A 21,921-nucleotide genomic window follows, 5' to 3' on the forward strand; every position below is an offset into this window, starting at 1 on the left:
GGTCGTTCCTCTATTTTCTCTTTAAGCGGAGGGACAACTACCACTCCGCCTCGAGCCGCTCCTGCCAAAACTTCATCAAGAATTTGGGCTTCCTGCTCAAGCGTGGCAATCGCACGGTTACGGAGCGCCCGTTTCGTTCGAGGTGCTTCCTCCTCGCAGCGAGCAACTCTACAGTAGCGCGTGCGCATGCTACACGTCCATCTAATGGAACGTCCAATAGCCTTCGCCGTTTCCTCTAACGACATGCCCGGTTCCAAGGGCAGCAATACCGCTTGTGCCGCCCTCAACTCCTCTGCTGTTTTTGCTGTTCTCAATAATTCCCGGGCCGTTACTAATTGATCTATTCCACTTGCTTTTCTTCCCATGGTTTTTTCCTCGTAATTCATGGCTATATTGTTTCATTTCTTCATTTTTCAATGCAAATTGGAATAAGCCGATAAGTTATTTAAAGAACTCCCTGGTTTATTTTTAGTTCAAAGTTCGTCTATTTGACTGACACGCCTTGAATGACAGTACAGAGATAAGCTTATGCAAAATGCCATTACAAAATCTCCCAAATCACTTTTTATAAATCTATCCAAAAATTTTCGGTTTTTATGTCTTAATCTATAATATTTTGCCATATCTAAAATTCAGGCATTGATAGAGGCACATATAAATTGAAATTTAGAACGCTTGATTAAGCTTTCAGCTAAGACCATGCTGCAAGTTATAGAACAAACAATTAACTAATTTCAAGGTATCAAAAATGGTAGATGTCATGAGGTAGTAATGAGGATGTAATATTGAACTGTATAATAATCAATACTAAGTTTATTCCTGTTCTTAGCCCACGGTGCCAGCTTCCCTCATTTCCTCCCTTTCGTTCTAGCTGGCACCTTTTTCCAGATTTTATCTTCTGAGAACCACAAAATTCGCATGGATAAAGGCTTTGACTGGGCTATTTCTTCAGTTCTCACGCTCTCTAATATATCCACGGAAAAAAAGAAATTTTATGGTCAATAAGCGGGATAAAAATAGAGAGTAAATATAACAAAATACAACTATTACAATGGCTTAATGGTTTTCCAATACAGGAAACTTGAAGGCAGGTTGCCCCTCTCCACTTTTATTTCGAACTAACTCAAATTTTCGATACATTCCAGATTCTCATAATTCCCAAAGATTATGAATTTGTGCAAAGTTTGCACAAGTTGCAAATCTCCCATGACGTAATCAAACTTTCTATGGCAATCTCAGTTAAGCCATTTTCTCAGTTTTACCAATTCAGTTTCAAATTGATCTGGACTCTTATAATTCAGATATGAATGTAAACTGTTATAAAACATAGCAATGTACTGCTGCTTATCCTGCCTGACTTTATCCCGCATTTTCCATTAAAAAATGCGGGATAAATTGAACTCAATGAGTTTTAGACTTTAATACTATTGAATAAAAAATATATGAAATAATCATATACTTATCGACGTATCAAGTTATCATTACTGTGATTCTGCCATATAACGTCTTTAGGTGCATCTATGAGATTTTATTTGATTTTAATCAGCTTATTGCTAAGTGCTTGCTCTACTCTGCCACCTGCATTCAAAGATTCACATATAACGAAGATTTCATATGCAAAGGTAAGTGCGGATATCGAAAGTTATAAAAATACTTCAGTGCGGTGGGGTGGTGTCATTGCGGATGTCAAGAATGATGAAAACTTTAGCTGGATGGAAGTAATATTTTATCCTTTAGATTATTATGGTCGCCCCAGAATAGATAAACCCAGCGAAGGACGCTTTATCATTAAAAGTTCTGAATTTCTTGATCCAAAAAACTATGCTAAAGATAGAGAAATCATTGCTGTAGGCGTAATTGAAGGTAAAACTGAACATATAATTAGCCCCCAAAGTTCAGGTCTGCCATTAATAAAAGCTACAGCTATTCATCTCTGGCCGATAAATTACCGGAACAATTATTACGGACATTGCAGGTTCTGTTATTTCATGCAGTTATTCTGGTAGAGATGGAAAAATTTCCAGCAACGAAAAGAATTTATCATTTATTAGCAAATAATAATCGCTCGAGAATAAATATCTCTTATCACTATTAATTTGTACACAAATGAATTAATTCTTATTAGTTACCTCCATTAACCTCATGTGCGGCGGAATTCAACTTGAATTTTCTATTAGGTAGATTTTCTAATGGATAACGTAACTATGGAAAAGGCTTGAGCGACAAATCAATGAGTGAAGCATCCAAGGCATAAAATGGATTCTTAAAACAAAACCCATGCTTTAAGGCATCATACCTGGGGCAACGATCATACAGTCCATAAATCAGCACTTCGCAACACCTCGCTGGCTTTTGGTTATTCAGTCGTACCAAACTCAAACGCGTAATAGGCGCACTACCAAAGTGATAACCGTGCTGCCGTTGTGCTTGCAGATTCACTCCAATATCACGCAAACTTATGTCTACCAACTATTCAATAAAACCGTATAAATCAACGGTGAATCTTTAGGTCGCTTTTAGTAATTTATGAGAAAGCAGTAACTTCAACACAAATTTTCCCAATCCAGAAAATCAAAAATTTACAAACTTATATTTATTCAGAACTTTTTAAGTGTCATAAAAATTTAAAATAAATGACAAATAATTATCATTTATTTGTCATCATTTATCATTATTGTTTATGCGGCATAAGTCGCATATTAATATTTTGCGATTTATGCTAATGACAACTGATGCACTTATGGCCATTTTAGTAGTGGTCGTTATACATCAATTAATGATCTTAAATAAATCGGAGTTTAAACGTGAAATTACAAAAATTGGTGTCTTTATTTCTTGTCCTTACTATATTGTTGTTTACTAGTTTGAATGTTATGGCCACATGTGGATCACAAGTTCAAACTTTAGTAACTCAGCCGCCCTATTCCAATTTGGCCGCTGTACTTACTGATACAGAAAAAGTTAAATTAACTAATTTGCTTAAAGCGGTTAAAGATGATGCTACTTATAACAAATTACTTACTGAAGCCAATGCAGTTGCTGCTATGATTGCAAATGGCCGCATGATGATAGCTCTTCCAGATGGAACGGTAGTAGTTGATACCGCTAAAGGCGCTAATAATACTTTCGCTAATTTTAAGGTTAAAGCAATCAATGAGAACCACAATACGCGAATTTCAATTTTAGACGCACAATTGCATGACTGCGGTATCGGTTTGGAACAAAAATTTAGTACAACAGATGGCACTAAAGAAGTTTATTTTGCTAAACGTCTGGGTGCTTATCTAAATAGTGCTGGAACAGCTAGACTTTCACAAAAAATATAAGATTAAATGTGTATCGGCAAGAAATTATTGGGGTAATAGTAATTAGTTTATGGTAGTCAAACTATATCCTGCTCTTGACTCCAGATTTCTAGTCGATACTCATATCAGATTTAATTGCAAAAATTAGATTAAAGAACAAGCTATTGTTTATTTTGATGTAATTAAATACTAGAGTGCTGAATGATCTAATGCATTCAAGTACTTATAGTCCGTTCAAGCAAAATCACTGCTGTTCAAAGCAGTTTCCAGATGAAAATATTATTAGCAACAGTGGTAACGATTCTTTAGTTGATGGTGATAGCGATTCCGATAGTGATGACAATATCATTCAAATCATCAATGGCGATGCTTTGCCGTTCGAACTCGAGAATATTCATACGGTTGTAAATCTTTAGCCTTACGTTACCAATATTTCGGAAGTGGATGGAAACGTTACCTTTGAATTCTCGAATGGTAATACATCAATTACACTAATTGGTGTATCAGCTAGCGAAATTACAGTCGATATGACACTGTTCGATTTGTCGTAATTCGACATAGATATTCTTCAAAAAGCCCGCAAGCAATTTGTGGGCTTTTATTGTGACGAAAGCTAAAATAACATTCTAGCCTTACTATTTCACGTATCCAGATATCAAAAATCAGGATACATTCCTTTCACCACCATGAATACCATAAATGTTAGTCAAGGCTCATTAGAATTTCAGCTCAAAAACTGAGCAACTAAACACTTTTATTTTTTCCATTTCCTCAATGAAAGTGTCACTGAACGATCGATTTTATCGGTTGCATGTTCAATGATTAGTTTGTGCGATTCCAGCTCATCTACGGCTGAACAGCTTAGGTATTTAAGGTAGCGTGGCTGATATTAGATATAATATTCATTGCGCCACTACTTTAGCACTTCGATACTGCTTCGGGTAGCAGGCGTTTATTCCATTTCACCATTCTGCCATTATTAATAGAGAAAGAGGCTTAGCTGTGGTCAAGCGCTTTTACCCCTATACTTTTTTTCGTTATCCTTAACAGAAAATCGATAACCAATTCCCCTGACTGTTTGCACCAGGTCTTCTTTACCTACTGTTTTAAGGTTTGTTCTTAGCCTGCGAATATACACGTCGATTGTACGTTGATCGATAAAAACCTGATTACCCCATAATCGATCTTGCAGTTGTGCACGTGTGTGTACCCGCTCTTGATTTGTCATCAAAAAATGAAGGAGGCGAAATTCAGTGGGTCCCAATGTAATTTCAGCCAGTTCTAGCTGCTCATCTTTGGTGTACGCATGTACTCTGTGTGTAGTTGGGTCAAGTTTTAATCCCCCCAACTGAATAATTTCATCCGCCATTTCGGGTAAACGCCGACGTAACACAGCTTTAATTCGGGCAATCAACTCATGGGGTGAAAAGGGTTTTGTAATATAATCTTCTACTTCAACGTCCAGATCAGCAATTATTTCACTTTCCTGGTCTCGAGCAGTTAACATAATAATTGGAATAGTTTTGGTACGTTCCTCACTCTTTAATCTATATGTAAATTCTATCCCCTCCACATTAGGAAATATTCCACCTATGATCACGAGATCAGGTAATACATTGCTGATTATTCTTTTAGCTTGCTCCGCATTATCAGCACATAAAACAATAAGACCTGCTCTTTTTAAATTGAGTGAAATCATTTCCTGAAGAATAGGTTCATTTTCAACAGTTAGAATTGTTATTGTCATACATTATCTCATTCTTGATAAATGTAACTAAAAATGCTGAGATAATATGAATAAAACTTTACATATTCGTGACAAAAATATGAAACTGACTAACAGTCTGATTTATCATCTGAAACAAGTGAAGCAAATAATACAGAAAGATGATCTTAATTTAGATTATGATCCTGCTAGATCTCTTTAGAGGACTTTGTTCGTGCTGCACCCAGATGTCGATTGAATCAATCAATAGCATCGGGTGAGAAACGAATGGAAACAATACGCAGTAATGTCAGTACTGCAATTACAGAAATGTGTAATCCAACCTCTGTCAATGTGTACGCTTTATACCAGAGACCAATTAACTCTCCGATCAGCACCACTAATGCCACATCCAGAATGAAGGTTACCTTTACACGCCCTACTGCCAGATAGGATTGTAATATACGAATCAGTTCAAGCACTGCCAGAATCAGTACCACATCGGTAATGATATGCTCAGCAACATTTGCCCATTCACCCTTGAAAATATGAGGCAGATTTGACATTAAGCTGAGAATGCCTGTACCTATCCAAAAATAGAGCACTAACATCAGAATGCCGACAATCAATTGAATGGTGCGTTGATGCCAATCAGTGTCAGTTAATAGAAATATGCTCTTTCTTTTAGTTATTTCTTGATGAATCATCACATTACTCCAGTTAATAAATTGCCTGGATTCTTATTTTAGTAATTCAATATAAAAGTTTTGTGACGTCCTAATAATTTCTTACCTTCGTTACATTCCGTAACGCATCGTCAACTTATCTTATAAAGAAAGAAGTTAGGTTCATTAGCCTTTCGAATTCATAAATCTCGAATCTCGAGTATTTCCATCTTTGAGTAACTCGTTGTATATATTCAAGTTTTGTATAAATAATAGATATTTAAAGCTTAATGTCACCTAATTGTAACGATAATGAAATATTCAACTAGTAGCATATGCGCAATTATCAATAAGGAATTGTGATAAAAATTTTATGACGTTCTAATAACTTCTTACCTTCATTACATTCCGTAACGCATCGTCAACTTATCTTATAAAGAAAGAAGTTAGACGCATTAGCCTTTCGAGTTCATGGATCTCGAATCTTGAGTATTTCCAGCTTTGAGTAACTTATTTTGTATATTCAAGCTGTTGTATAAATAATAAATATTTAATGTCATTGTAACAATAATGAAATATTCAACCAGTAGCATACGCGCAATTATTAATAAGGGATTGTGATTTCAGATCGTATGCCCCTCATCTCGCCCACCTAATTTATTTAATTCACTGGGATTTATGTTTGAAAATTTTTTAAAAAAAACAATTTTACTCATCGGATTGATGATATTGACTCCTGCACCTACAGCGATGGGAAATAGTTTGGAGAATTTGGCAAAGGCGCTGGCCAAGATCCGAGGTGAAGTTGAGACACTGCAAACGCAACTGGATACTGAAAAGGAAAAACATGGCAGCAGAATATCAGCACTCAACTCGCAATTGGCAGATTTGAGTGTTGAAGAGAGAAGGCAGAAAATGAGTATTGAGAAACTGCAGCATTCTATAGAAAAATTAAACACTGACGCCAAGAAGGCGGAGCAATCGGGCGAGAATCTGAAACCCGTCTTACTAGAAATACTGAAAGATTATAAACAGCACATTCAAACAGGTTTTCCATTTAAAACGGAAGATCGTATCAGATCAATTGAAAATCTGGAGAATAATGTTACCAATCAATTGATTGATCCTAATAAAGCAGTTAATCAGGTATGGTCCTTAATAGAAGATGAAATTCGCTTGAGCAAGGAAAATGGTATTTACCAGCAAACAATATCGTTGGATGGAGAAAAAATGCTGGTGGATATTGCAAAACTGGGCACGGTATTTCTTTTTTTCCAAACCAGAGATAGCAGAGCTGGGATGGGAAAGCGATCAGAGGATGGCGACTGGAAATTTGAAGTTATTGATAATACTGATGAAATTGAGCGGATCAAAATTTTATTTGACTCGCTGAAGAAACAAATACGCCAAGGCTATTTTGAATTACCTAATCCTCTAAGAAAATGAAGAAAGCCCTATTTTTATCGTTACTGTTGATTGTACTGGGAAATTCTGTCCATGCTGCTGAAGATAAAAACGCAGCTTCATCGCAAGCCACCGTTGCTTCTGAGCCTGAAGTTAAGCAGGATAGTTCTTCAGATCAGGGTAAACAGCAAAAAAAGAGCGCAGCAAAACAGGAAATAATCAATTTAGAAACTGCGTATAAACGCGAATATGTTTTCCTGGAAGCCCAGAAACGGGAATTGACTGAGCGTTTGAAAAACTATCAATCCAGCGCAAGTAATGAAGAAAAAATGCTCATTAATAAGATCAGCGCGCTTGAACGCGGTTCTGTTGAGCGCTCAGCCAAGATTGATCAACTCAATGCGCAATTGGCAGAAGCCGAGCGTAAAGAAGCCGCTGTCACTGAACGCAGTGACGCTTTGGAAACAACTTACATGCAAGCGGAATCTACCTTGAAAAATCATGGTATCGAGTTGCCTTCATCCATTAAGGAAGATAAAGGTAACGATCCCGCCAAAGTAAGTTATTTGTTTAAACAAGCATTGTCTTTAATCAATAACTTAGGTGCGACCCAGGTAAAGCCAGGAAGTTTTTTTCTGGAGAATGGCAAACAAACCAAAGGATCAATTATTCAGGTAGGCAATATCGCAGCGTATGGTGTCAGTGATGATGGTAGTGGAAGTTTAGCGCCCGCAGGTGGCGGAGATTTCAAGATATGGAAAAGCGCTAGTGCGGAAAGTGCTGTTGCTTTGAGCAAAAACCAGCAACCGGACACACTGCAGTTATTTTTATTTGAGTCCCGTACTACAGCCGTCGATGAAACGCATGAACAAACATTACTAGAGCATGTCGATTCAGGTGGTGCGATTGGGTGGGTTATCGTGGCACTGGGTGTCATTGGTGGATTTTTTATCCTGACCCGTGCTTATTTGCTACGCACAAACAGCACTAACATGAAACAACTTTCTGATCAGATCCTGCATCATCTTGCTGCCGGCGAGATGGATGTTGCTAAAAAAAGTTGTGAAGAGAATTCATCAGCTATTGGCCGTGTTTCGCTGTATACCTTACACCATTTGAAAGACGATAGGGATCACATGGAGGGTATTGTTTACGAGGCAATTCTGCAAGAATCGGGACCTTTGGACCGGTTTGGTTCTGCCATTTTAGTGATAGCCTCGGTAGCTCCTCTCCTCGGCTTGCTGGGAACGGTAACCGGGATGATTGAAACTTTTGATTCGATCACTCAGTTTGGGACCAGCGATCCAAGATTGTTATCTGAGGGTATCGCTATCGCGTTAGTGACGACTGAATTAGGATTAGTTGTTGCCATTCCAACGTTGTTGCTTGGATCCTTATTGTCAACTTGGGCTAGAAATATTAAACGTGACATGGAGCATTCGGCGCTCAAAATTGTTAACGCTTTTCTGGGGGGTGGACTTGATCTGGAAGAGGCAGTTGCGCCTGATGTGAATAACAATACCTTACTGTTGCAGAATCCTTGAAATGAGTCTTCCAGAACTGATCATATGGCTCAAAGAGTTATTTGTAATAGGAGGCATTGTCATGCCACCACTGGTACTTTGTACCTTATTACTTTGGTACGGAGTAGGGTATCGATTCTGGGTCATGAAAGAGCCTAAGTGGATAGGCGTGCGCGATATGTTGAAATACTATCAGGAAAACGATGATAAGCCAGCCAGAAGTATTGTGGCCAGAGCGATCAAACAAGGCCTTCGGTTAAAAAAACAGAAGGGAAAGGTCAAAAACCTTCGACGCCATCTGGACGCGGCCTTTTATGACTATGAAAGAGAAATCACCAAGTTTTCTTCGCTCACTCGCGTGGCTGTTCTGATTGCTCCTTTACTGGGTCTGTTGGGTACCGTGACAGGGATGATTGAAACGTTCCAGTCGCTATCAACCATGACGGTGCACTCACAGTCTGGCGGTATTGCCGGTGGCATCGCTGAAGCCCTGTTTACTACCCAGATGGGACTGACTGTCGCAGTTCCAGGCGTATTAGCAAATAGTATGTTGAACAGGAGACAGCAGCAGATTGAGCTTGATCTTGCGCAGGTGAAAGAATTGCTGTGTCATCAAATATCCACTACGAACGAGAAATAATTCACGATGAGAAATAACGAACCTGCAGAAGCTGAAGCCGTAATCGATATGACGCCAATGATCGATATGGTTTTCATATTGTTAATTTTCTTTATGGTAACGGCATCTTTCGTTAAGGACATGAAACTGGAACTGGAAAGACCCAAGGCCAGTAGTGCCGTTACTGCATCGAGTAAGGCCATTCGACTGTTTATAGACCGCAACGGCGACACATATTTGGATGGTGAACCGGTCCGTTTGTGGACAATACAAAGTAAATTGCGAGATTTGTTGAGCACCTCTTCCAGCAAAGTAGTGTTAGTCGTGACCGATGAAGGTGTTCCTGCGGGAAAACTGGTTGAAGTGGTTGATCAAGCACGCTTAGCTGGCGCTGAAAGCGTGGGAGTAGCTACTAAAAAAGAAGCGGGTTAATACCAATATGAAAATAAATAATTTTTTTCGACACTTGGCAGGATCTGCATCGATGTTATTTGGGTTGATATTGGTTTTCGGCCTGATATTGTGGATGAATCGTTATATGGGACAGGTCGAGAAGGCACCTGCTCAGGAAGTGACAGAAATCAGTATGGCAAATCAAATCAAGCAAGAACCCAAAAAAGAAATCAAGAAAGTCGAGCAAAAAAAACAAGTGACCCGACCTCAGGCACCTGCCCCTTTTAAGGGCCTTGATACAGCGCTATCTGGCATTGATCTGGGATTGCTAGGCCTGGATGATGGAAAGGTGGGTGATCTGGATGATTCTTTAATTGGTAAAACAGCTAATACAGTGATGACCGCTGATCTGGTTGATGTCCCACCTAAACCGATATCAAGAGGAGCTTTTAAATACCCGTCTTCAGCAAAAAAGAATGGTATTAAAGGCTATGTTGTCTTGTCGGTACTCGTTGAGACTGATGGTTCAGTCAATCAGGTACAAGTGCTGGAGTCTAATCCCTCAGGAGTTTTTGACGCTGCTGCACTGCAGGGCATTCGGTCCTGGCAGTTTGAGCCGGCAAAGTACAAGGGTGAAATTGTCAAAGTGTGGGCGAAGCAAAAAATTCGATTCGACTTGTCCTGATTTAAAAAATTGTGATTACAATGAAATACCTAACGGCTGGATCAATTGGCCATCTGATGGTTGTTTTTATACTGGGATATTACTGCAGTATTGGTTGGGCTGCAGATAATAAATCACAACCGACAGACTTTATAGAGCTTGCCGCCGTCATGCTAAAAGATGGTTATAGCGATCGCGCGTTATTAGCCTTGCAGAGCGTGGACCTGAAGGATAAAAAAACTGATCTGGTGAGATTTTATACACTGCAAGGCTTGGCTTATATGAATCTGAATGATTTTGCAGCAGCCAAAGACAGTTTGCAGCTAGCGGTTAAAAATGGGCAGAAAGATTCAGTTATTTTTGTCTATCTGGCGCAAGCCCATTATGCGCTCAAAGAGTATCGGGATACGATCCAATCCATTGACAAGGCGGGTGAACACGCCAGCAAAGCGAACTTAATCACCCTAAAAGCGCAAGCTTACTGGCATTTGAAAGAGGCGGCTGCCACCATCAATATGCTAAATGAGGGTCAGAGATTATATCCCAAGGATTTTAGTTTTCTTAGACACAAGGTTTTTTATTTTGTAGAGCTCGAGTTGTACCATGAAGCCACTGAATTGGGTCGACAATATCTAAAGCAATCAAAGGCGGCTGCGGAGGACTATATTGCTATTGGTAATGCATTGCGGTTAAGCAAGCAATATCACGAAGCTCTGGATATTCTGGAAATCGCCCGTCTGCAATTTCCTGATAATGAGGTTGTAGCAAAACTGCTGTCGCACACCTATCTGGATCAGGGAAAACTTAATTCGGCAGCATTCATCCTTGAGCAAGCAGCTTTACTGAATCCGGGTCTACAGGCTGAAGCGGCAGAAATCTATCGACGTGCGGGTCGTTTTCATAAGGCGTTGATACTGAATGAAAGCATCAGTGATCAGAAAGTAAAACTTAAACAACGGCTATCCATTCTTCTTGCATTAAAGCAGTTCGAACGTGCAGCTAATATGGAATCAAGTTTGTATCGGTCTGGATTACTGGATGATCAAGAAGTGCGTTATGCACTTGCGTATGCCTTATTTTCTAGTAGCCGTTTTCCAGAGGCTAATAAGCATTTGGACCATTTAAAAGATGCTGAGCTTTTCAGAAAAGGAACTGAGCTTCGTCGATTAATGGAAATCTGTAAAACTGAACCATGGCAATGCACTTAATTCTTGAAATTACAGAAATCAGACCGTGCCATGGTTACCTAATAGCAGGTTCTACTGATTGCGTAGCTTGCGTTCATTCCGGTTGCAATGCGTCTTTAGTGGGATTCCCGCTTATGCCGCCCTGATACCTTTGCAGTAACTATCTCATACCCTTTCAACCAGCAATTTATCTTCTGGAGCAGTTTCATTGCCAGTGAAGAGGGGGATGTTTTACACCTAATGATTACTTCAATCGGACATATTTCCTGAGTGCCGTGTTTGGCAGACAGATTTTCATCAAGAATGTTTTTCCAAAAATAAAGAGTACAGAAATACGATGAAAAAACCTTTTCTTTCCCTGGTCATTTTGTTCACTGCAATTTTTATGAGTTCTTTTGCATGGGGGGATACTGAAAAAGCAGAATTTTCGATTCACCTGTTCCGGAATGGCTTGCCTATTACTGATGCAGAATTAACGATCAGCAGCATCACGTACGAAAAAACCGATGCGCAACAGGGTGCGGCCAAGTCCTCCATGATTACCTGGCATGTTGAAGACCAGCCTTTCCTTAAAACAAATGCCAATGGCAGCGTAGCGGCGAAATTACCAGCCGGTAAGTATCATTTCAAACTCAAAACAATTGATCAGATATTTGGTTTTGATTTGCCTTTACGTACCGCTGAAAATGTACAAATTCTGGTAACTTTTTATCCGGACGGCAGGGAGCCATTGCTCAACATTGAGAGTTCCGTTGCCGGCACCATTGCAGGTTCTGAAGCTCCAACCGAGAAGCCGCCAGTTGAAGGTGACGGTGTTATGACTGTGAAAGTTCGTTCTGTGGAGACGAACAAGCCAATCAAGGATGTGCAGATTTTCGTGAGCGGCCTGAGGCAGCAGCTCAGAACAAATGAGCAGGGTCAGTTAGAAGCGAGTATCCCAGTCGGTACTTATAGCGTTTCGTTGCTGCATCCAGCTTATAGCAGTCAAACACAGGATGAAATAAAAATCACCAAGGACCAGACAACTGAATTATCCTTCAATTTAACACCAGCCGGTGTTGAGCTGGCTGAATATGTAGTTTTAGAGCCGCATTTGGCGGGGACAATAGCTTCTGTTATCGAAGAACAGAAAACTTCAACCGAAGTAACTACAGTTATGGGTGCTGAACAATTCAATCGGGGTGGAGACTCCGATGTAGCCGCTGCATTAAGAAGAGCTTCTGGTCTAACATTGGTGGGCGGCCAATTCATCTTTATTCGTGGTCTGGGTGAACGCTTTTCCACAACATTAGTCAATGGTGCGGCTGTTCCAAGTCCGGATCCAACACGCCGTGTTGTACCGCTGGATCTTTTTCCGACCAATTTCCTTGAAAGCGTTATGGTGCAAAAAACGTATTCCGCGGATCGGCAGGGTGAATTTGCAGGCGGCACTCTGGAAATGCGTACAAGAGGAATACCGGATGAATTTTTCTTTAATATCACTGCGCAAACAGGCTTTAATGACAGAACGACCTTTGAGAATGGCCTTAACTATAAAGGTGGGGGTCTTGATTTCCTGAGCTTTGATGATGGTGCGCGCGCTTTGCCTGATTCAATTGCACAAGCTACCGCAGATGGCAGCACCATTCAGCCGAAAACAACTTTTAATCCTGATGGATTCTCGCCGCAAGAGCTTACAAAATTTGGTCAAGATTTATCAGGTGTATGGGATGTGACAGAAAGAAGACCGGGACCAGATAGAGGCCTTCAGGCAGCCACAGGTAACGTGGTTAATCTGGGTAATTTCAGAGTGGGTTATATCGCGGCTGGTGCCTGGAATCAGCAATTCAGGAAGCAGAATGAGATCAATAGGGAATTTACCCCAACTAAAGAGGGGGGATTGAAAAATATTTTTGATTTCAATACACAGCGTTCATTAGAACAAACGGAGCTAAATGGATATGGTGCAGCAGAGGTAGAATATAAAGATAATCATCGTCTTTTTTACAAGACCATGTTTCTCCGTCAGTCAACCGATGAGGCAAGAATCGGTCAGGGATTTACCGACGCTGAAGTGACTGATGTACGTAGGACAAAACTGAGATTCTTTTCCAATCAATTGTTCATGCATCAGGTGGGGGGTGCGCATCTTTTTGATTGGGCAAAAGACTTATCGGTAAACTGGTTATATACTAATGCAACCGCTACAAGAGAAGAACCCAAAACGCGGGATTATCGTTTTGATCAACTTCAAGGTAGTAGCAATTTTGCTTTTTCCCGCAGAGCGGATAGTAATCAAGTTACATTTGCTGATTTGACCGACAAAGATCAAAGCTGGCGTGTAGATACAAAGTTGCCACTTGAATTTTCTGCAAACTACAAAGCAAATCTGCATGGCGGCTTTATCGATCAAAATAAATCCAGAGTGGCGAACGCTCAACGATTCAGTTATTTTCCTGTGGGACCCATTGGGAGAGATCAGGCAGTTTTGAATCAACCATCACTGGAGACAATTCTACAACCGTCAAATATTGGTCCAAATGGTTTCCTCTTGCGTGATACCACACGCCCAACTGATAACTACGAGGCATCACAGAAACTTTTTTCTTATTATGGAAAATTGGATTTGTCTTTGTACGAAAAATTTAACATCACCGGGGGTTTACGTTGGGAAGATAATAATATGTCAGTTGAAACATTTCAATCTGTTGCCCACACGAACAAACCGGTGATAACCAAAATAAACAGAGTAGATATGCTGCCCTCAGTGATTGCGACCTGGATTATTTCAGATAAGCAACAGTTGCGGGCTGGTTATAGCCAGACATTATCTAGACCTGACTTCAGGGAATTATCACCTGCGCCATTTACTGATCTGAATACCAATCAGGAAACAACTGGTAATCCTGATTTGCAGCAGACGAGTATAAAAAATTATGATATTCGCTGGGAATATTACCTGTCGCCCAGTGAAAATCTATTTGCCAGTTTTTTCTGGAAGGATTTGACAAAACCTATCGAATTAGTCATTTTGCCAGGAACTACAGGCTTACAGACATTCCAAAATGCTGATAAAGCAAACGTATTCGGATTTGAATTTGAATACCTTAAAGGTCTGAGCTTTATACATCCAGCTCTGGAAAATTTTTATGCGGGTGGCAATTATACCTGGTCATCTTCCAATGTTCAGTTGAATCCCACTAGCCTGCAGGTGCAGACTACTAACAACAGGCCGCTGCAAGGACACTCGAAGCACGTCGTTAATTTCCAAATTGGTTACGAGAATCCGGGTTGGGGAACGCAAGCAACTTTACTTTACAATGTTGCCAGTCAACGAATTTCTGCAGTAGGTGTACTGGGTGCACCGGATAAATTTGAACAACCACTTCACCAGATTGACTTTGTTTTTAACCAGACCATAAACAAACGGTTGTCGTTACGCCTGAATATGCAAAACCTGCTGGATGACGATGTGCTTATCACGCAAGGCGGTGAATTGACACGCCAATTCCGTAGAGGACGTCAGTTTAATCTTGCTGTTCGTATTAATTACTGATTCGGAAATTTCATCCTTGCAAAGGAATTGAATGACATCCAACCGGACAGCTACTCTTGAGGAAACGCAAATCATCTGGGTTGGGTGTTAACCTGGCCCGCCCGATTTCACGCCAACAGTCGCAGATATTGATTTGGTACGGAATACGCAAAACAAGTCAGGGATAATACGCATGCTTCCTGGTGTACACGCAAATCGCCACACCACCCTACCCTGCTGATTAAGATAAAATTAATTCATAGCCTACCGTCAGTATTATAGTTAGTATCCATCAGTAACACGAGCATAAATAACTCTTCCGCCATAACTATAGTTAATTTCCATGTTGTCCGAATCATAGAGGGTTGCAGCCAAGTTTAATTCTTTTATTAATTCAGAGTTATTCATAAAAATTCTATCCCTGGCGAGTTCACTGAAAAGCAATAACCCTATTGCGTTTTATAGACAAAGTTTTTAGGCATGGATTGAACAAATCAATTTATTCATCGAGATGTAACATTATTGACATATATATTTGTTAAATTGCCTGCTCCAAAATGATCAATCTGGAGATAATAAAAAATGGTAAGGTTTGAGAAGAAACAAGCAGGGTTGGCGATAGCTGCAGCATTGCTGTTAGGTATGTTTACACCAAATAGTCATGCGGCAACAGCAAGTTTTGATCCTGCGACAGGCATTGTTGATTTTCCAGTGGTAGAAGTTTTAGATGGTGCATCATCCTCTTTTTACAGTGCGCAACTGCAAATCGTAGGTAATGATCTGCAACTGATAGCCGCTGACGTTATATCACCAGCAAAAGGGCAACAACGTGTTGTATTTGATTCTGCAACAGCAGCTGTACACGTGCCATCCGTCGTCGTAGGTGGAGATGAGTTTTATGCCAAGCTTCAGTTGGTACCGGGATCAAATCCGATGCGTTTTACCCTCTCGCAATTTGTCAGTAATAATTTCCAGGGTTGCCCTTCTTTTTCTACACAAGGACCCACTGAAGGATCCTGTGTTTTAAGTGGTGAAATCAAACAAGATATTACCTTGACCAAAAATATCCAGTGGATTTTATCAGGCGGCGTTTTCATCGGTGGCGATAAAACTGAGAGCACTACATTAACCATTAATCCAGGCACCAAAATCTTTGGTCAGCAGGGCGCCGATTTCTTGTGGATCAGACGCGGTTCAAAAATCATGGCGGAAGGAACCCCTGATAATCCAATCGTAATGAGTGGCCCATCGCAACAAGCGGCAGGTGAGTGGGGTGGTTTGGTGCTCTCAGGTAATGCGCCGATAAACGGTTGTAATGAAGGTGTGCCGTTGTGTGAGGCTCCATTTGAGGCCGTAACTTCAGAATTTTATGGCGGTAATGATCCTGCTGATAACAGCGGTTTAATCAAATACACGCAAATTCTTTTTGCAGGTTTTGCGGTACGTCCAGATCAAGAATTAAATGGATTGACGCTTAATGCCGTGGGCTCGGGCACAGTGATTGATTTCGTGCAGGTTCATAATGGTCTGGATGATGGTGTCGAAATGTTTGGCGGTACGGCGCAGATGAAACATCTGGTGCTGACCAATAATGGTGACGACAATCTGGATTGGACTAGCGGCTGGACTGGAAAAGCCCAATTTGTTCTGGTTAAGCAGGCTGCTGACGATGGTGATCGTGGTATCGAAGCTGACAACAATGAGGTCAATAATGATTCACTACCCCGTGCCAAACCCATTATTTCCAATCTAACTTTAATCGGTTCATCGGTTGGCACACAAGGTATTTTATTACGTCGTGGTACTGGTGCAAATATATGGAACACAGTCGTTACCGGCTTTCCTGATTGTGTACAAATCGATGGGGCAGCCACTTTTAAGAATGCTGGATCACCGGGTAATCTGAGTGGTGAATTGACTATGGTTAATTCTTTTGTGAATTGCGCCAATAACTTTAAAGATGGTACAGATGCGACGTTCTCTGTAGCTGACTGGTTTAATTCGCAATCTGGAAACAAAACTGAAGATTCGCTCCTGAATGGCCATTTACCAGCAACAGGTTCCCCTTTGACATTAGGCGGCGCACCAGTAAATGATTCATTCTTTAATAATGTCGATTATGCAGGCGCATTTAAAGATGCGAATGATGACTGGACACAGGAATGGACTTTTAGATTTAATTAATTTTTCTGATTCAGGAAGCTTCTTTGCTTAGACGTTAAGTAGAAAAGCATCCAATAAACTCAAGTGTCCTGGTTTTATTGAATAAAAAACAATCGCTGGTTCTGCCTTCATCGGCACCAGCGATTGTTTCTTTTACCTCTCCCCTTCCCTTCTCGAATTTATTGTGTGCATGTTTAAACCTAATTCCATTTCTAAATCAAACCTAACTTTGTCGGCTTCTCCTTGCCGTATTATTTATACTTTCTGCGGTTCGCCTTCGCGTCATGTTTGATTTAGAAATGGAATAAAAACCGCTTTTAGGTTTAAACGCTATTGATCAAATCAAGAATTAATCGGCACCAGCAAAACAGCTGCCAGCAGCACGCTGGTTTCAGCTATCTCAATCAATGCCCCAGCAGTATCACCTGTCGTACCATGGATGCGCTGCATCATCATAAGGCGCAATACTAAAAATACCAGAATTGATGTGAGGATTAGCCAAAAATAATGAAAGCCTGTGATCAGCAGCAAAAGAAAGGGGGTAACAGTAACAACAAAAATACTCAATTTACGAGGCTGATGGGCGGCGATGGGTGCACCCAGGCCATGGCGGCGTACATAAGGCGTGGTTAAAAACAAAAACGGGATCAGTGTTCTGGCCAGGATGGACGCATATAATAGTGCAATCCAATTCTGTGCAATAAACAAACTATGCAGTGTGACAAATTTGAGCAGGAGCACTAATAGGATAGCTATTACTCCCATCGGACCACAGTTGGGGTCTTTCATGATAGCTAAGGTTTTTTCTGTATCTCCCATGCCACCCACCCAGGCGTCTGCACTATCAGCCACACCATCCAGATGGAGCCCGCCAGTGAGCGCAATCCAGCCAGTAAGCAGCAAAGCAGCCACCACCAGTGGGGGTGCATCACGCAATAGCCAGCCTAGTCCAATCAGCAGTGTCCCGATCATCAGACCAACCAGCGGATAAAACAACAGGGAATAGCCCACAGTTTTCTCAGCTGGTGGCGTAGACAGGGGTACCGGCAAGCGGGTAAGAAATTGTACCGCGACCAGAAAGGGCTTGATCATTCTGGCTTATCGCTCTTGAGTGCGAGCTGGCAACCATTCTCATGCCACTTCACCTCAACAGTTTGCATAGCTGCATAGGGCACGTCAAAATTCAGCAGTTGCTGCAGCGGTTGCTGGTTGAGGTGGCACAGCAGAATGCGCATGACCCCGCTGTGGGTAATCAGCAGAATATTCTGATCGGCAAACTGAGTATGGATGTCTTGCCATGCTGCCAGCACGCGCGCTTTGAAATCCAGTAAATGCTCTGCTTGCGGCGGTGGATCATCTAATGGATTCTGCCAGAAGCGGGCGAGTGCTTCAGCATCAGTCTGCATCAGCTCGACAGGAGTGCGCCCTTCCCATTCGCCGAAATGGATTTCCTGAATGCGTGCATCCTGTGTAAGCGGAATAGTGTAGCGTTCAGCCAGTGCCTGGGCAAAATGCGCACAGCGCTTCAAGGGAGAAGTAATGATATGCTGCCAATGCCTCTCTGTCTGCTCAACACGTGTCCACATCTGCTGCCAACCTGCCTCGGTCAGGGCATGATCGGTACTGCCGCAAAACCGTCCACCATTGCCGGTGTCGCCATGTCTGAGCAGATCAATATAAGCTATGGTAGTCATGCTATTGCTCTGTTATTGTTTTCTGGTCGAAACGTGAGCTGTAGAAAAAGTCGCCATTTCATTATGCAAGCTACAGGCCATACGCAGCAGATTGACAGCCACGGCAGCACCACTTCCTTCACCCAGACGCATAGCCAAATCAAGCAGAGGAGCAGCATTGAGTGCTTTGAGCACATGAGCATGACCGGGTTCTGCAGACTGGTGTGCGTAAATAAACCAGTTTCTACTGTCCACGCAAATCTGCTCGGCAGCAAGTGCTGCCACGGTACTGATAAAACCATCTATCAGCAACGGCAAGCCGAGTTGAGCGCCACGAATATAAGCACCTGTCAACGCGGCAATCTCAAATCCCCCTACCCGGCGCAATGCTTCCAGAGGTGAATGGATATATCTGCTATGCAATGACAGTGCTCGTTCGATTATACTGATTTTATGTGCAACCCCCTTGCTGTTCAGCCCACTGCCTGCTCCTGTCAGTTGTGCAGGGGGTGCATTCAGTAACAAGCAGGCAAGCGCAGTTGCGCTGGTAGTATTACCGATACCCATCTCCCCTGCTATTAATAATTGCCGATTGTTTGTCCGTGCCTGTTCCACGCTGACGCCCCCCGCATTAAGAGCTGCAGCCAGTTGAATCTCGCTCATTGCAGCTGTGTGCACAAAATTGGCAGTTCCCGTCCCCAAATGATAATGTCTGACATTAGTCAGGGTATCGATTGAGTGAACGGTACCAAGATTGATGACCTCCAGCTGCGCACCGAGGGTGCGTGCCAGAACATTAATAGCTGCACCACCCGCAGCGAAGTTTTTGATCATCTCGCTGGTAACTGATTGAGGAAAAGCAGAAATATTCTCAGCAGCAACACCATGGTCAGCCGCAAATATCGAAATCTGCACATGGTCAACCGAGGGGTGTAATGTATGCTGCAAGGCAGCAAGTTGTACCGCAATTTCTTCCAAACGACCAAGCGCACCCGGTGGTTTAGTAAGTTGCGCCTGATGCTGCAGCGCTGCCTGACGAATTTGTTCATCCGGCATGGCTGGCGATATCTTGAGCCAATCGAGTGAAGTATGGCTAGCCACCGGATCCTCCCTTAAGATAATGCGGCAAACCGGCCACCATCAGAATAACCTGCTCGCATTGCTGGGCGACCAGTTGATGTAGTTTGCCTGCTTCGTCGCAGTAACGGCGACTTAGTTCACCCATGGGGATAACTCCCATGTTGGTTTCGTTGCTGACCAGAATAATGCGCCCGGGTAAATTGAGCAGTACAGACAGGAATGCCGCATGTTCGTGCTCAAACACGGTGCTGTCTTGATGCAGCAGCAGATTGGTCAGCCATAGCGTCAGACAGTCAACCAGCAAACAATGATCTTTTGCTGCCACCTGACTAACTACTGCCGCCAATTGCAAGGGTTCTTCAATCACTTGCCAGTGAACAGGACGATTAGCCCGATGCAGCTCAATGCGTGCCTGCATTTCGGCATCTTCAATAGTGGCAGTGGCAATATAGGTTACCGGCAACTGGCTCTGTGTTGCCAGACGTTCTGCCAGTCGACTCTTGCCCGAGCGTACACCTCCCAGAATCAATGTCTTGCTGTCAATCATGCGGATAAACCTTGTAAATCGAGTAATTGATATAACTGCTTGGTATCCAGGTACTGGTCAATACTATCAGCCAGCCGATTAAAGGTTGCTTCACAGACAGCATGGTAATTGGGTGATTGATGGCTGTGTTTCAGGCCAGCCCAGTTCAATAACGCCGCGCACGCCTCAGCAGATTCAAACAAGCCATGCAGGTAACTGCCTATAATCAAACCATCTTCACTCATGGCACCATCTGTACCTTGTGCCAAATAGACTGCCGGTGGATAGTTATTCTGGAAGGTGGTCACACCGCAATGGATTTCATAGCCGGTCACAGCTGCGCTTTGATAGGCTAGCGTACCTTGCACATTGCGCAGCAATTTGTCAGGTTGTAAAGTGGTATTCATATCAAAAAAAGCCATCCCCTGTGCACTGCCGGCATCCCCTTCCAAGCCGTCAGGGTCATGGATCCCTTCTCCCAGCATCTGAAAACCGCCGCAGATACCGATTAGCTTGCCACCATAGCGCAGGTGCCGCCGAATAACGAGTTCCCAGCCCTGTTGGCGCAGCCAGTCCAGATCAGCACGTACGCTCTTGGAGCCAGGCAGAATAATTAGATCTGCCGGTGGGATCGTTTCGCCTGGGCCAATAAATTGCAGCCTGACCTGCGGATGCAGGCGCAGTGGATCAAAATCAGTGTGGTTGCTGATACGCGGCAGTGCCGGCACAATAACCCGTAGATGCTCATGCTCAGTCGATATAATAAAATCAGCTGTTTGCGGCAAAGCGTCCTCCGCTTCAAGATGTAATCCCTGAAAATAAGGTAACACACCCAATACCGGTTTACCGGTGTATTGTTCCAGCCAATCCAGCCCGGGTTGCAATAAAGCAATATCTCCGCGAAAACGGTTAATGACAAAACCCTTGATGCGCGCCTGCTCACTCTCACTCAGTAATGCCAGCGTACCCACCAGATGAGCAAAAACACCGCCTCGGTCAATATCGGCTATGAGAATTACCGGGCAGTCGACTGCTTCGGCGAAACCCATATTGGCAATATCATTGGCGCGCAGATTGATTTCTGCCGGAGAACCGGCCCCTTCCACAATGATCCTATCGTACTGCCCAACCAGGCGCGCATGGGATTCGAGTACAGCGTTCAGTGCAATCGATTTATAGTTGTGAAAACCGCAAGCATCCATATTGGCAATCGCGTGACCATGGATGATGACCTGCGCGCTCTTATCTGTACTAGGTTTCAATAATACCGGATTCATATCAGTATGCGGTACCAGTCCGGCAGCAAATGCCTGTACCGCCTGCGCGCGGCCAATTTCACCGCCGTTGCTACTGACCACACTATTCAGCGCCATATTCTGCGGCTTGAAAGGTGCAACACGGATACCCTGACGCGATAACCAGCGGCACAAAGCGGTGACCAGCATGCTTTTGCCAGCATCCGAAGTGGCCCCCTGAATCATCAATGTTTGTGCGTCCATA

General features: G+C 42.5%; 18 protein-coding genes. 10 read left to right on the forward strand and 8 right to left on the reverse strand.

Features of this window, described 5'->3' with window-relative positions; genetic code table 11:
• The coding region (locus BLV54_RS07340) for a winged helix-turn-helix domain-containing protein (RefSeq protein WP_143032447.1) at positions 1 to 365 on the reverse strand (365 nt) is incomplete at its 3' end.
• Between the two features lie 1,155 nt (positions 366 to 1,520).
• Between BLV54_RS07340 and BLV54_RS07345 the strand changes: the two genes are divergently transcribed.
• Positions 1,521 to 2,006 carry a Slp family lipoprotein gene (locus BLV54_RS07345; protein WP_090569944.1) on the forward strand — a complete coding sequence of 162 codons (486 nt, stop codon included), beginning with the start codon at positions 1,521 to 1,523 and terminating at the stop codon, positions 2,004 to 2,006.
• A 798-nt stretch (positions 2,007 to 2,804) separates the two neighbouring features.
• Positions 2,805 to 3,326, forward strand: coding sequence for a hypothetical protein (locus tag BLV54_RS07355; protein ID WP_090569947.1), 522 nt, complete (start codon positions 2,805 to 2,807; stop codon positions 3,324 to 3,326).
• A 985-nt stretch (positions 3,327 to 4,311) separates the two neighbouring features.
• Here BLV54_RS07355 and BLV54_RS07365 read toward each other — a convergent pair.
• Entirely contained in the window at positions 4,312 to 5,052 is a 741-nt protein-coding gene (locus tag BLV54_RS07365) for a winged helix-turn-helix domain-containing protein (RefSeq protein WP_090569953.1), read from the reverse strand.
• 218 nt (positions 5,053 to 5,270) lie between these two features.
• Positions 5,271 to 5,717 (reverse strand): phosphate-starvation-inducible PsiE family protein, encoded by a 447-nt coding sequence (locus tag BLV54_RS07370; RefSeq protein ID WP_090569956.1) that lies wholly within the window; start codon positions 5,715 to 5,717, stop codon positions 5,271 to 5,273.
• A gap of 636 nt (positions 5,718 to 6,353) precedes the next feature.
• Here BLV54_RS07370 and BLV54_RS07375 point away from each other — a divergent pair.
• The 8 genes from BLV54_RS07375 to BLV54_RS07410 all read left to right on the forward strand — a co-directional run bounded on the left by BLV54_RS07375 (position 6,354) and on the right by BLV54_RS07410 (position 17,163).
• The gene (locus BLV54_RS07375; protein WP_090569959.1) at positions 6,354 to 7,121 is read left to right on the forward strand and encodes a DUF3450 domain-containing protein; all 768 of its coding nucleotides are present in this window, start codon (positions 6,354 to 6,356) and stop codon (positions 7,119 to 7,121) included.
• Positions 7,118 to 8,623, forward strand: coding sequence for a MotA/TolQ/ExbB proton channel family protein (locus BLV54_RS07380; protein WP_090569961.1), 1,506 nt, complete (start codon positions 7,118 to 7,120; stop codon positions 8,621 to 8,623). The genes BLV54_RS07375 and BLV54_RS07380 overlap by 4 nt, the downstream gene beginning before the upstream one ends.
• Position 8,624: 1 nt before the next feature.
• A complete protein-coding gene (locus tag BLV54_RS07385; protein WP_090569964.1) occupies positions 8,625 to 9,242 on the forward strand; it encodes a MotA/TolQ/ExbB proton channel family protein in 618 nt (205 codons plus the stop codon).
• 6 nt (positions 9,243 to 9,248) lie between these two features.
• Positions 9,249 to 9,653, forward strand: a complete 405-nt coding sequence (locus BLV54_RS07390; protein ID WP_090569968.1) for an ExbD/TolR family protein — start codon at positions 9,249 to 9,251, stop codon at positions 9,651 to 9,653.
• A 52-nt stretch (positions 9,654 to 9,705) separates the two neighbouring features.
• On the forward strand, positions 9,706 to 10,299 hold the full coding sequence (locus BLV54_RS07395) for an energy transducer TonB (RefSeq protein WP_256329249.1): 594 nt from the start codon (positions 9,706 to 9,708) through the stop codon (positions 10,297 to 10,299).
• A 20-nt stretch (positions 10,300 to 10,319) separates the two neighbouring features.
• A complete protein-coding gene (locus tag BLV54_RS07400; RefSeq protein WP_090569974.1) occupies positions 10,320 to 11,486 on the forward strand; it encodes a tetratricopeptide repeat protein in 1,167 nt (388 codons plus the stop codon).
• A gap of 316 nt (positions 11,487 to 11,802) precedes the next feature.
• Complete coding sequence (locus BLV54_RS07405; RefSeq protein ID WP_090569976.1) at positions 11,803 to 15,000, forward strand: TonB-dependent receptor domain-containing protein; 3,198 nt, start codon at positions 11,803 to 11,805, stop codon at positions 14,998 to 15,000.
• 561 nt (positions 15,001 to 15,561) lie between these two features.
• Positions 15,562 to 17,163 carry a hypothetical protein gene (locus BLV54_RS07410; RefSeq protein WP_090569979.1) on the forward strand — a complete coding sequence of 534 codons (1,602 nt, stop codon included), beginning with the start codon at positions 15,562 to 15,564 and terminating at the stop codon, positions 17,161 to 17,163.
• Between the two features lie 321 nt (positions 17,164 to 17,484).
• On the opposite strand, the gene BLV54_RS07415 is transcribed toward BLV54_RS07410, so the two are convergent.
• The 5 genes from BLV54_RS07415 to BLV54_RS07435 are packed head-to-tail and all read right to left on the reverse strand — an operon-like array spanning position 17,485 to position 21,920.
• Positions 17,485 to 18,234, reverse strand: coding sequence for an adenosylcobinamide-GDP ribazoletransferase (locus tag BLV54_RS07415; protein WP_218132344.1), 750 nt, complete (start codon positions 18,232 to 18,234; stop codon positions 17,485 to 17,487).
• Positions 18,231 to 18,836 carry an alpha-ribazole phosphatase family protein gene (gene cobC, locus BLV54_RS07420; RefSeq protein ID WP_090569982.1) on the reverse strand — a complete coding sequence of 202 codons (606 nt, stop codon included), beginning with the start codon at positions 18,834 to 18,836 and terminating at the stop codon, positions 18,231 to 18,233. Before cobC ends, BLV54_RS07415 begins: the two co-directional genes overlap by 4 nt.
• Before the next feature lie 12 nt (positions 18,837 to 18,848).
• Positions 18,849 to 19,916 carry a nicotinate-nucleotide--dimethylbenzimidazole phosphoribosyltransferase gene (gene cobT, locus BLV54_RS07425; protein ID WP_218132345.1) on the reverse strand — a complete coding sequence of 356 codons (1,068 nt, stop codon included), beginning with the start codon at positions 19,914 to 19,916 and terminating at the stop codon, positions 18,849 to 18,851.
• Positions 19,909 to 20,442 (reverse strand): bifunctional adenosylcobinamide kinase/adenosylcobinamide-phosphate guanylyltransferase, encoded by a 534-nt coding sequence (cobU, locus tag BLV54_RS07430; protein WP_090569985.1) that lies wholly within the window; start codon positions 20,440 to 20,442, stop codon positions 19,909 to 19,911. Before cobU ends, cobT begins: the two co-directional genes overlap by 8 nt.
• Positions 20,439 to 21,920 carry a cobyric acid synthase gene (locus BLV54_RS07435; protein WP_090569989.1) on the reverse strand — a complete coding sequence of 494 codons (1,482 nt, stop codon included), beginning with the start codon at positions 21,918 to 21,920 and terminating at the stop codon, positions 20,439 to 20,441. The genes cobU and BLV54_RS07435 overlap by 4 nt, the downstream gene beginning before the upstream one ends.
• Between the last annotated feature and the right edge of the window lies 1 nt (position 21,921).

This window comes from Nitrosomonas sp. Nm33 (assembly GCF_900107265.1).
Taxonomy (GTDB): domain Bacteria; phylum Pseudomonadota; class Gammaproteobacteria; order Burkholderiales; family Nitrosomonadaceae; genus Nitrosomonas.

What these genes read in the sequence shown, in the direction of transcription:
- BLV54_RS07380 (WP_090569961.1), top strand. Translation starts at nt 7,118, where the DNA reads ATGAAGAAAGCCCTATTTTTATCGTTACTGTTGATTGTACTGGGAAAT.
- cobU (WP_090569985.1), bottom strand. Translation starts at nt 20,442, where the DNA reads ATGATTGACAGCAAGACATTGATTCTGGGAGGTGTACGCTCGGGCAAG.
- BLV54_RS07370 (WP_090569956.1), bottom strand. Translation starts at nt 5,717, where the DNA reads ATGATTCATCAAGAAATAACTAAAAGAAAGAGCATATTTCTATTAACT.
- BLV54_RS07385 (WP_090569964.1), top strand. Translation starts at nt 8,625, where the DNA reads ATGAGTCTTCCAGAACTGATCATATGGCTCAAAGAGTTATTTGTAATA.
- BLV54_RS07375 (WP_090569959.1), top strand. Translation starts at nt 6,354, where the DNA reads ATGTTTGAAAATTTTTTAAAAAAAACAATTTTACTCATCGGATTGATG.
- BLV54_RS07410 (WP_090569979.1), top strand. Translation starts at nt 15,562, where the DNA reads ATGGTAAGGTTTGAGAAGAAACAAGCAGGGTTGGCGATAGCTGCAGCA.
- BLV54_RS07345 (WP_090569944.1), top strand. Translation starts at nt 1,521, where the DNA reads ATGAGATTTTATTTGATTTTAATCAGCTTATTGCTAAGTGCTTGCTCT.
- BLV54_RS07415 (WP_218132344.1), bottom strand. Translation starts at nt 18,234, where the DNA reads ATGATCAAGCCCTTTCTGGTCGCGGTACAATTTCTTACCCGCTTGCCG.
- BLV54_RS07395 (WP_256329249.1), top strand. Translation starts at nt 9,706, where the DNA reads ATGTTATTTGGGTTGATATTGGTTTTCGGCCTGATATTGTGGATGAAT.
- BLV54_RS07435 (WP_090569989.1), bottom strand. Translation starts at nt 21,920, where the DNA reads ATGGACGCACAAACATTGATGATTCAGGGGGCCACTTCGGATGCTGGC.
- BLV54_RS07365 (WP_090569953.1), bottom strand. Translation starts at nt 5,052, where the DNA reads ATGACAATAACAATTCTAACTGTTGAAAATGAACCTATTCTTCAGGAA.
- BLV54_RS07400 (WP_090569974.1), top strand. Translation starts at nt 10,320, where the DNA reads ATGAAATACCTAACGGCTGGATCAATTGGCCATCTGATGGTTGTTTTT.
- BLV54_RS07390 (WP_090569968.1), top strand. Translation starts at nt 9,249, where the DNA reads ATGAGAAATAACGAACCTGCAGAAGCTGAAGCCGTAATCGATATGACG.
- BLV54_RS07405 (WP_090569976.1), top strand. Translation starts at nt 11,803, where the DNA reads ATGAAAAAACCTTTTCTTTCCCTGGTCATTTTGTTCACTGCAATTTTT.
- cobC (WP_090569982.1), bottom strand. Translation starts at nt 18,836, where the DNA reads ATGACTACCATAGCTTATATTGATCTGCTCAGACATGGCGACACCGGC.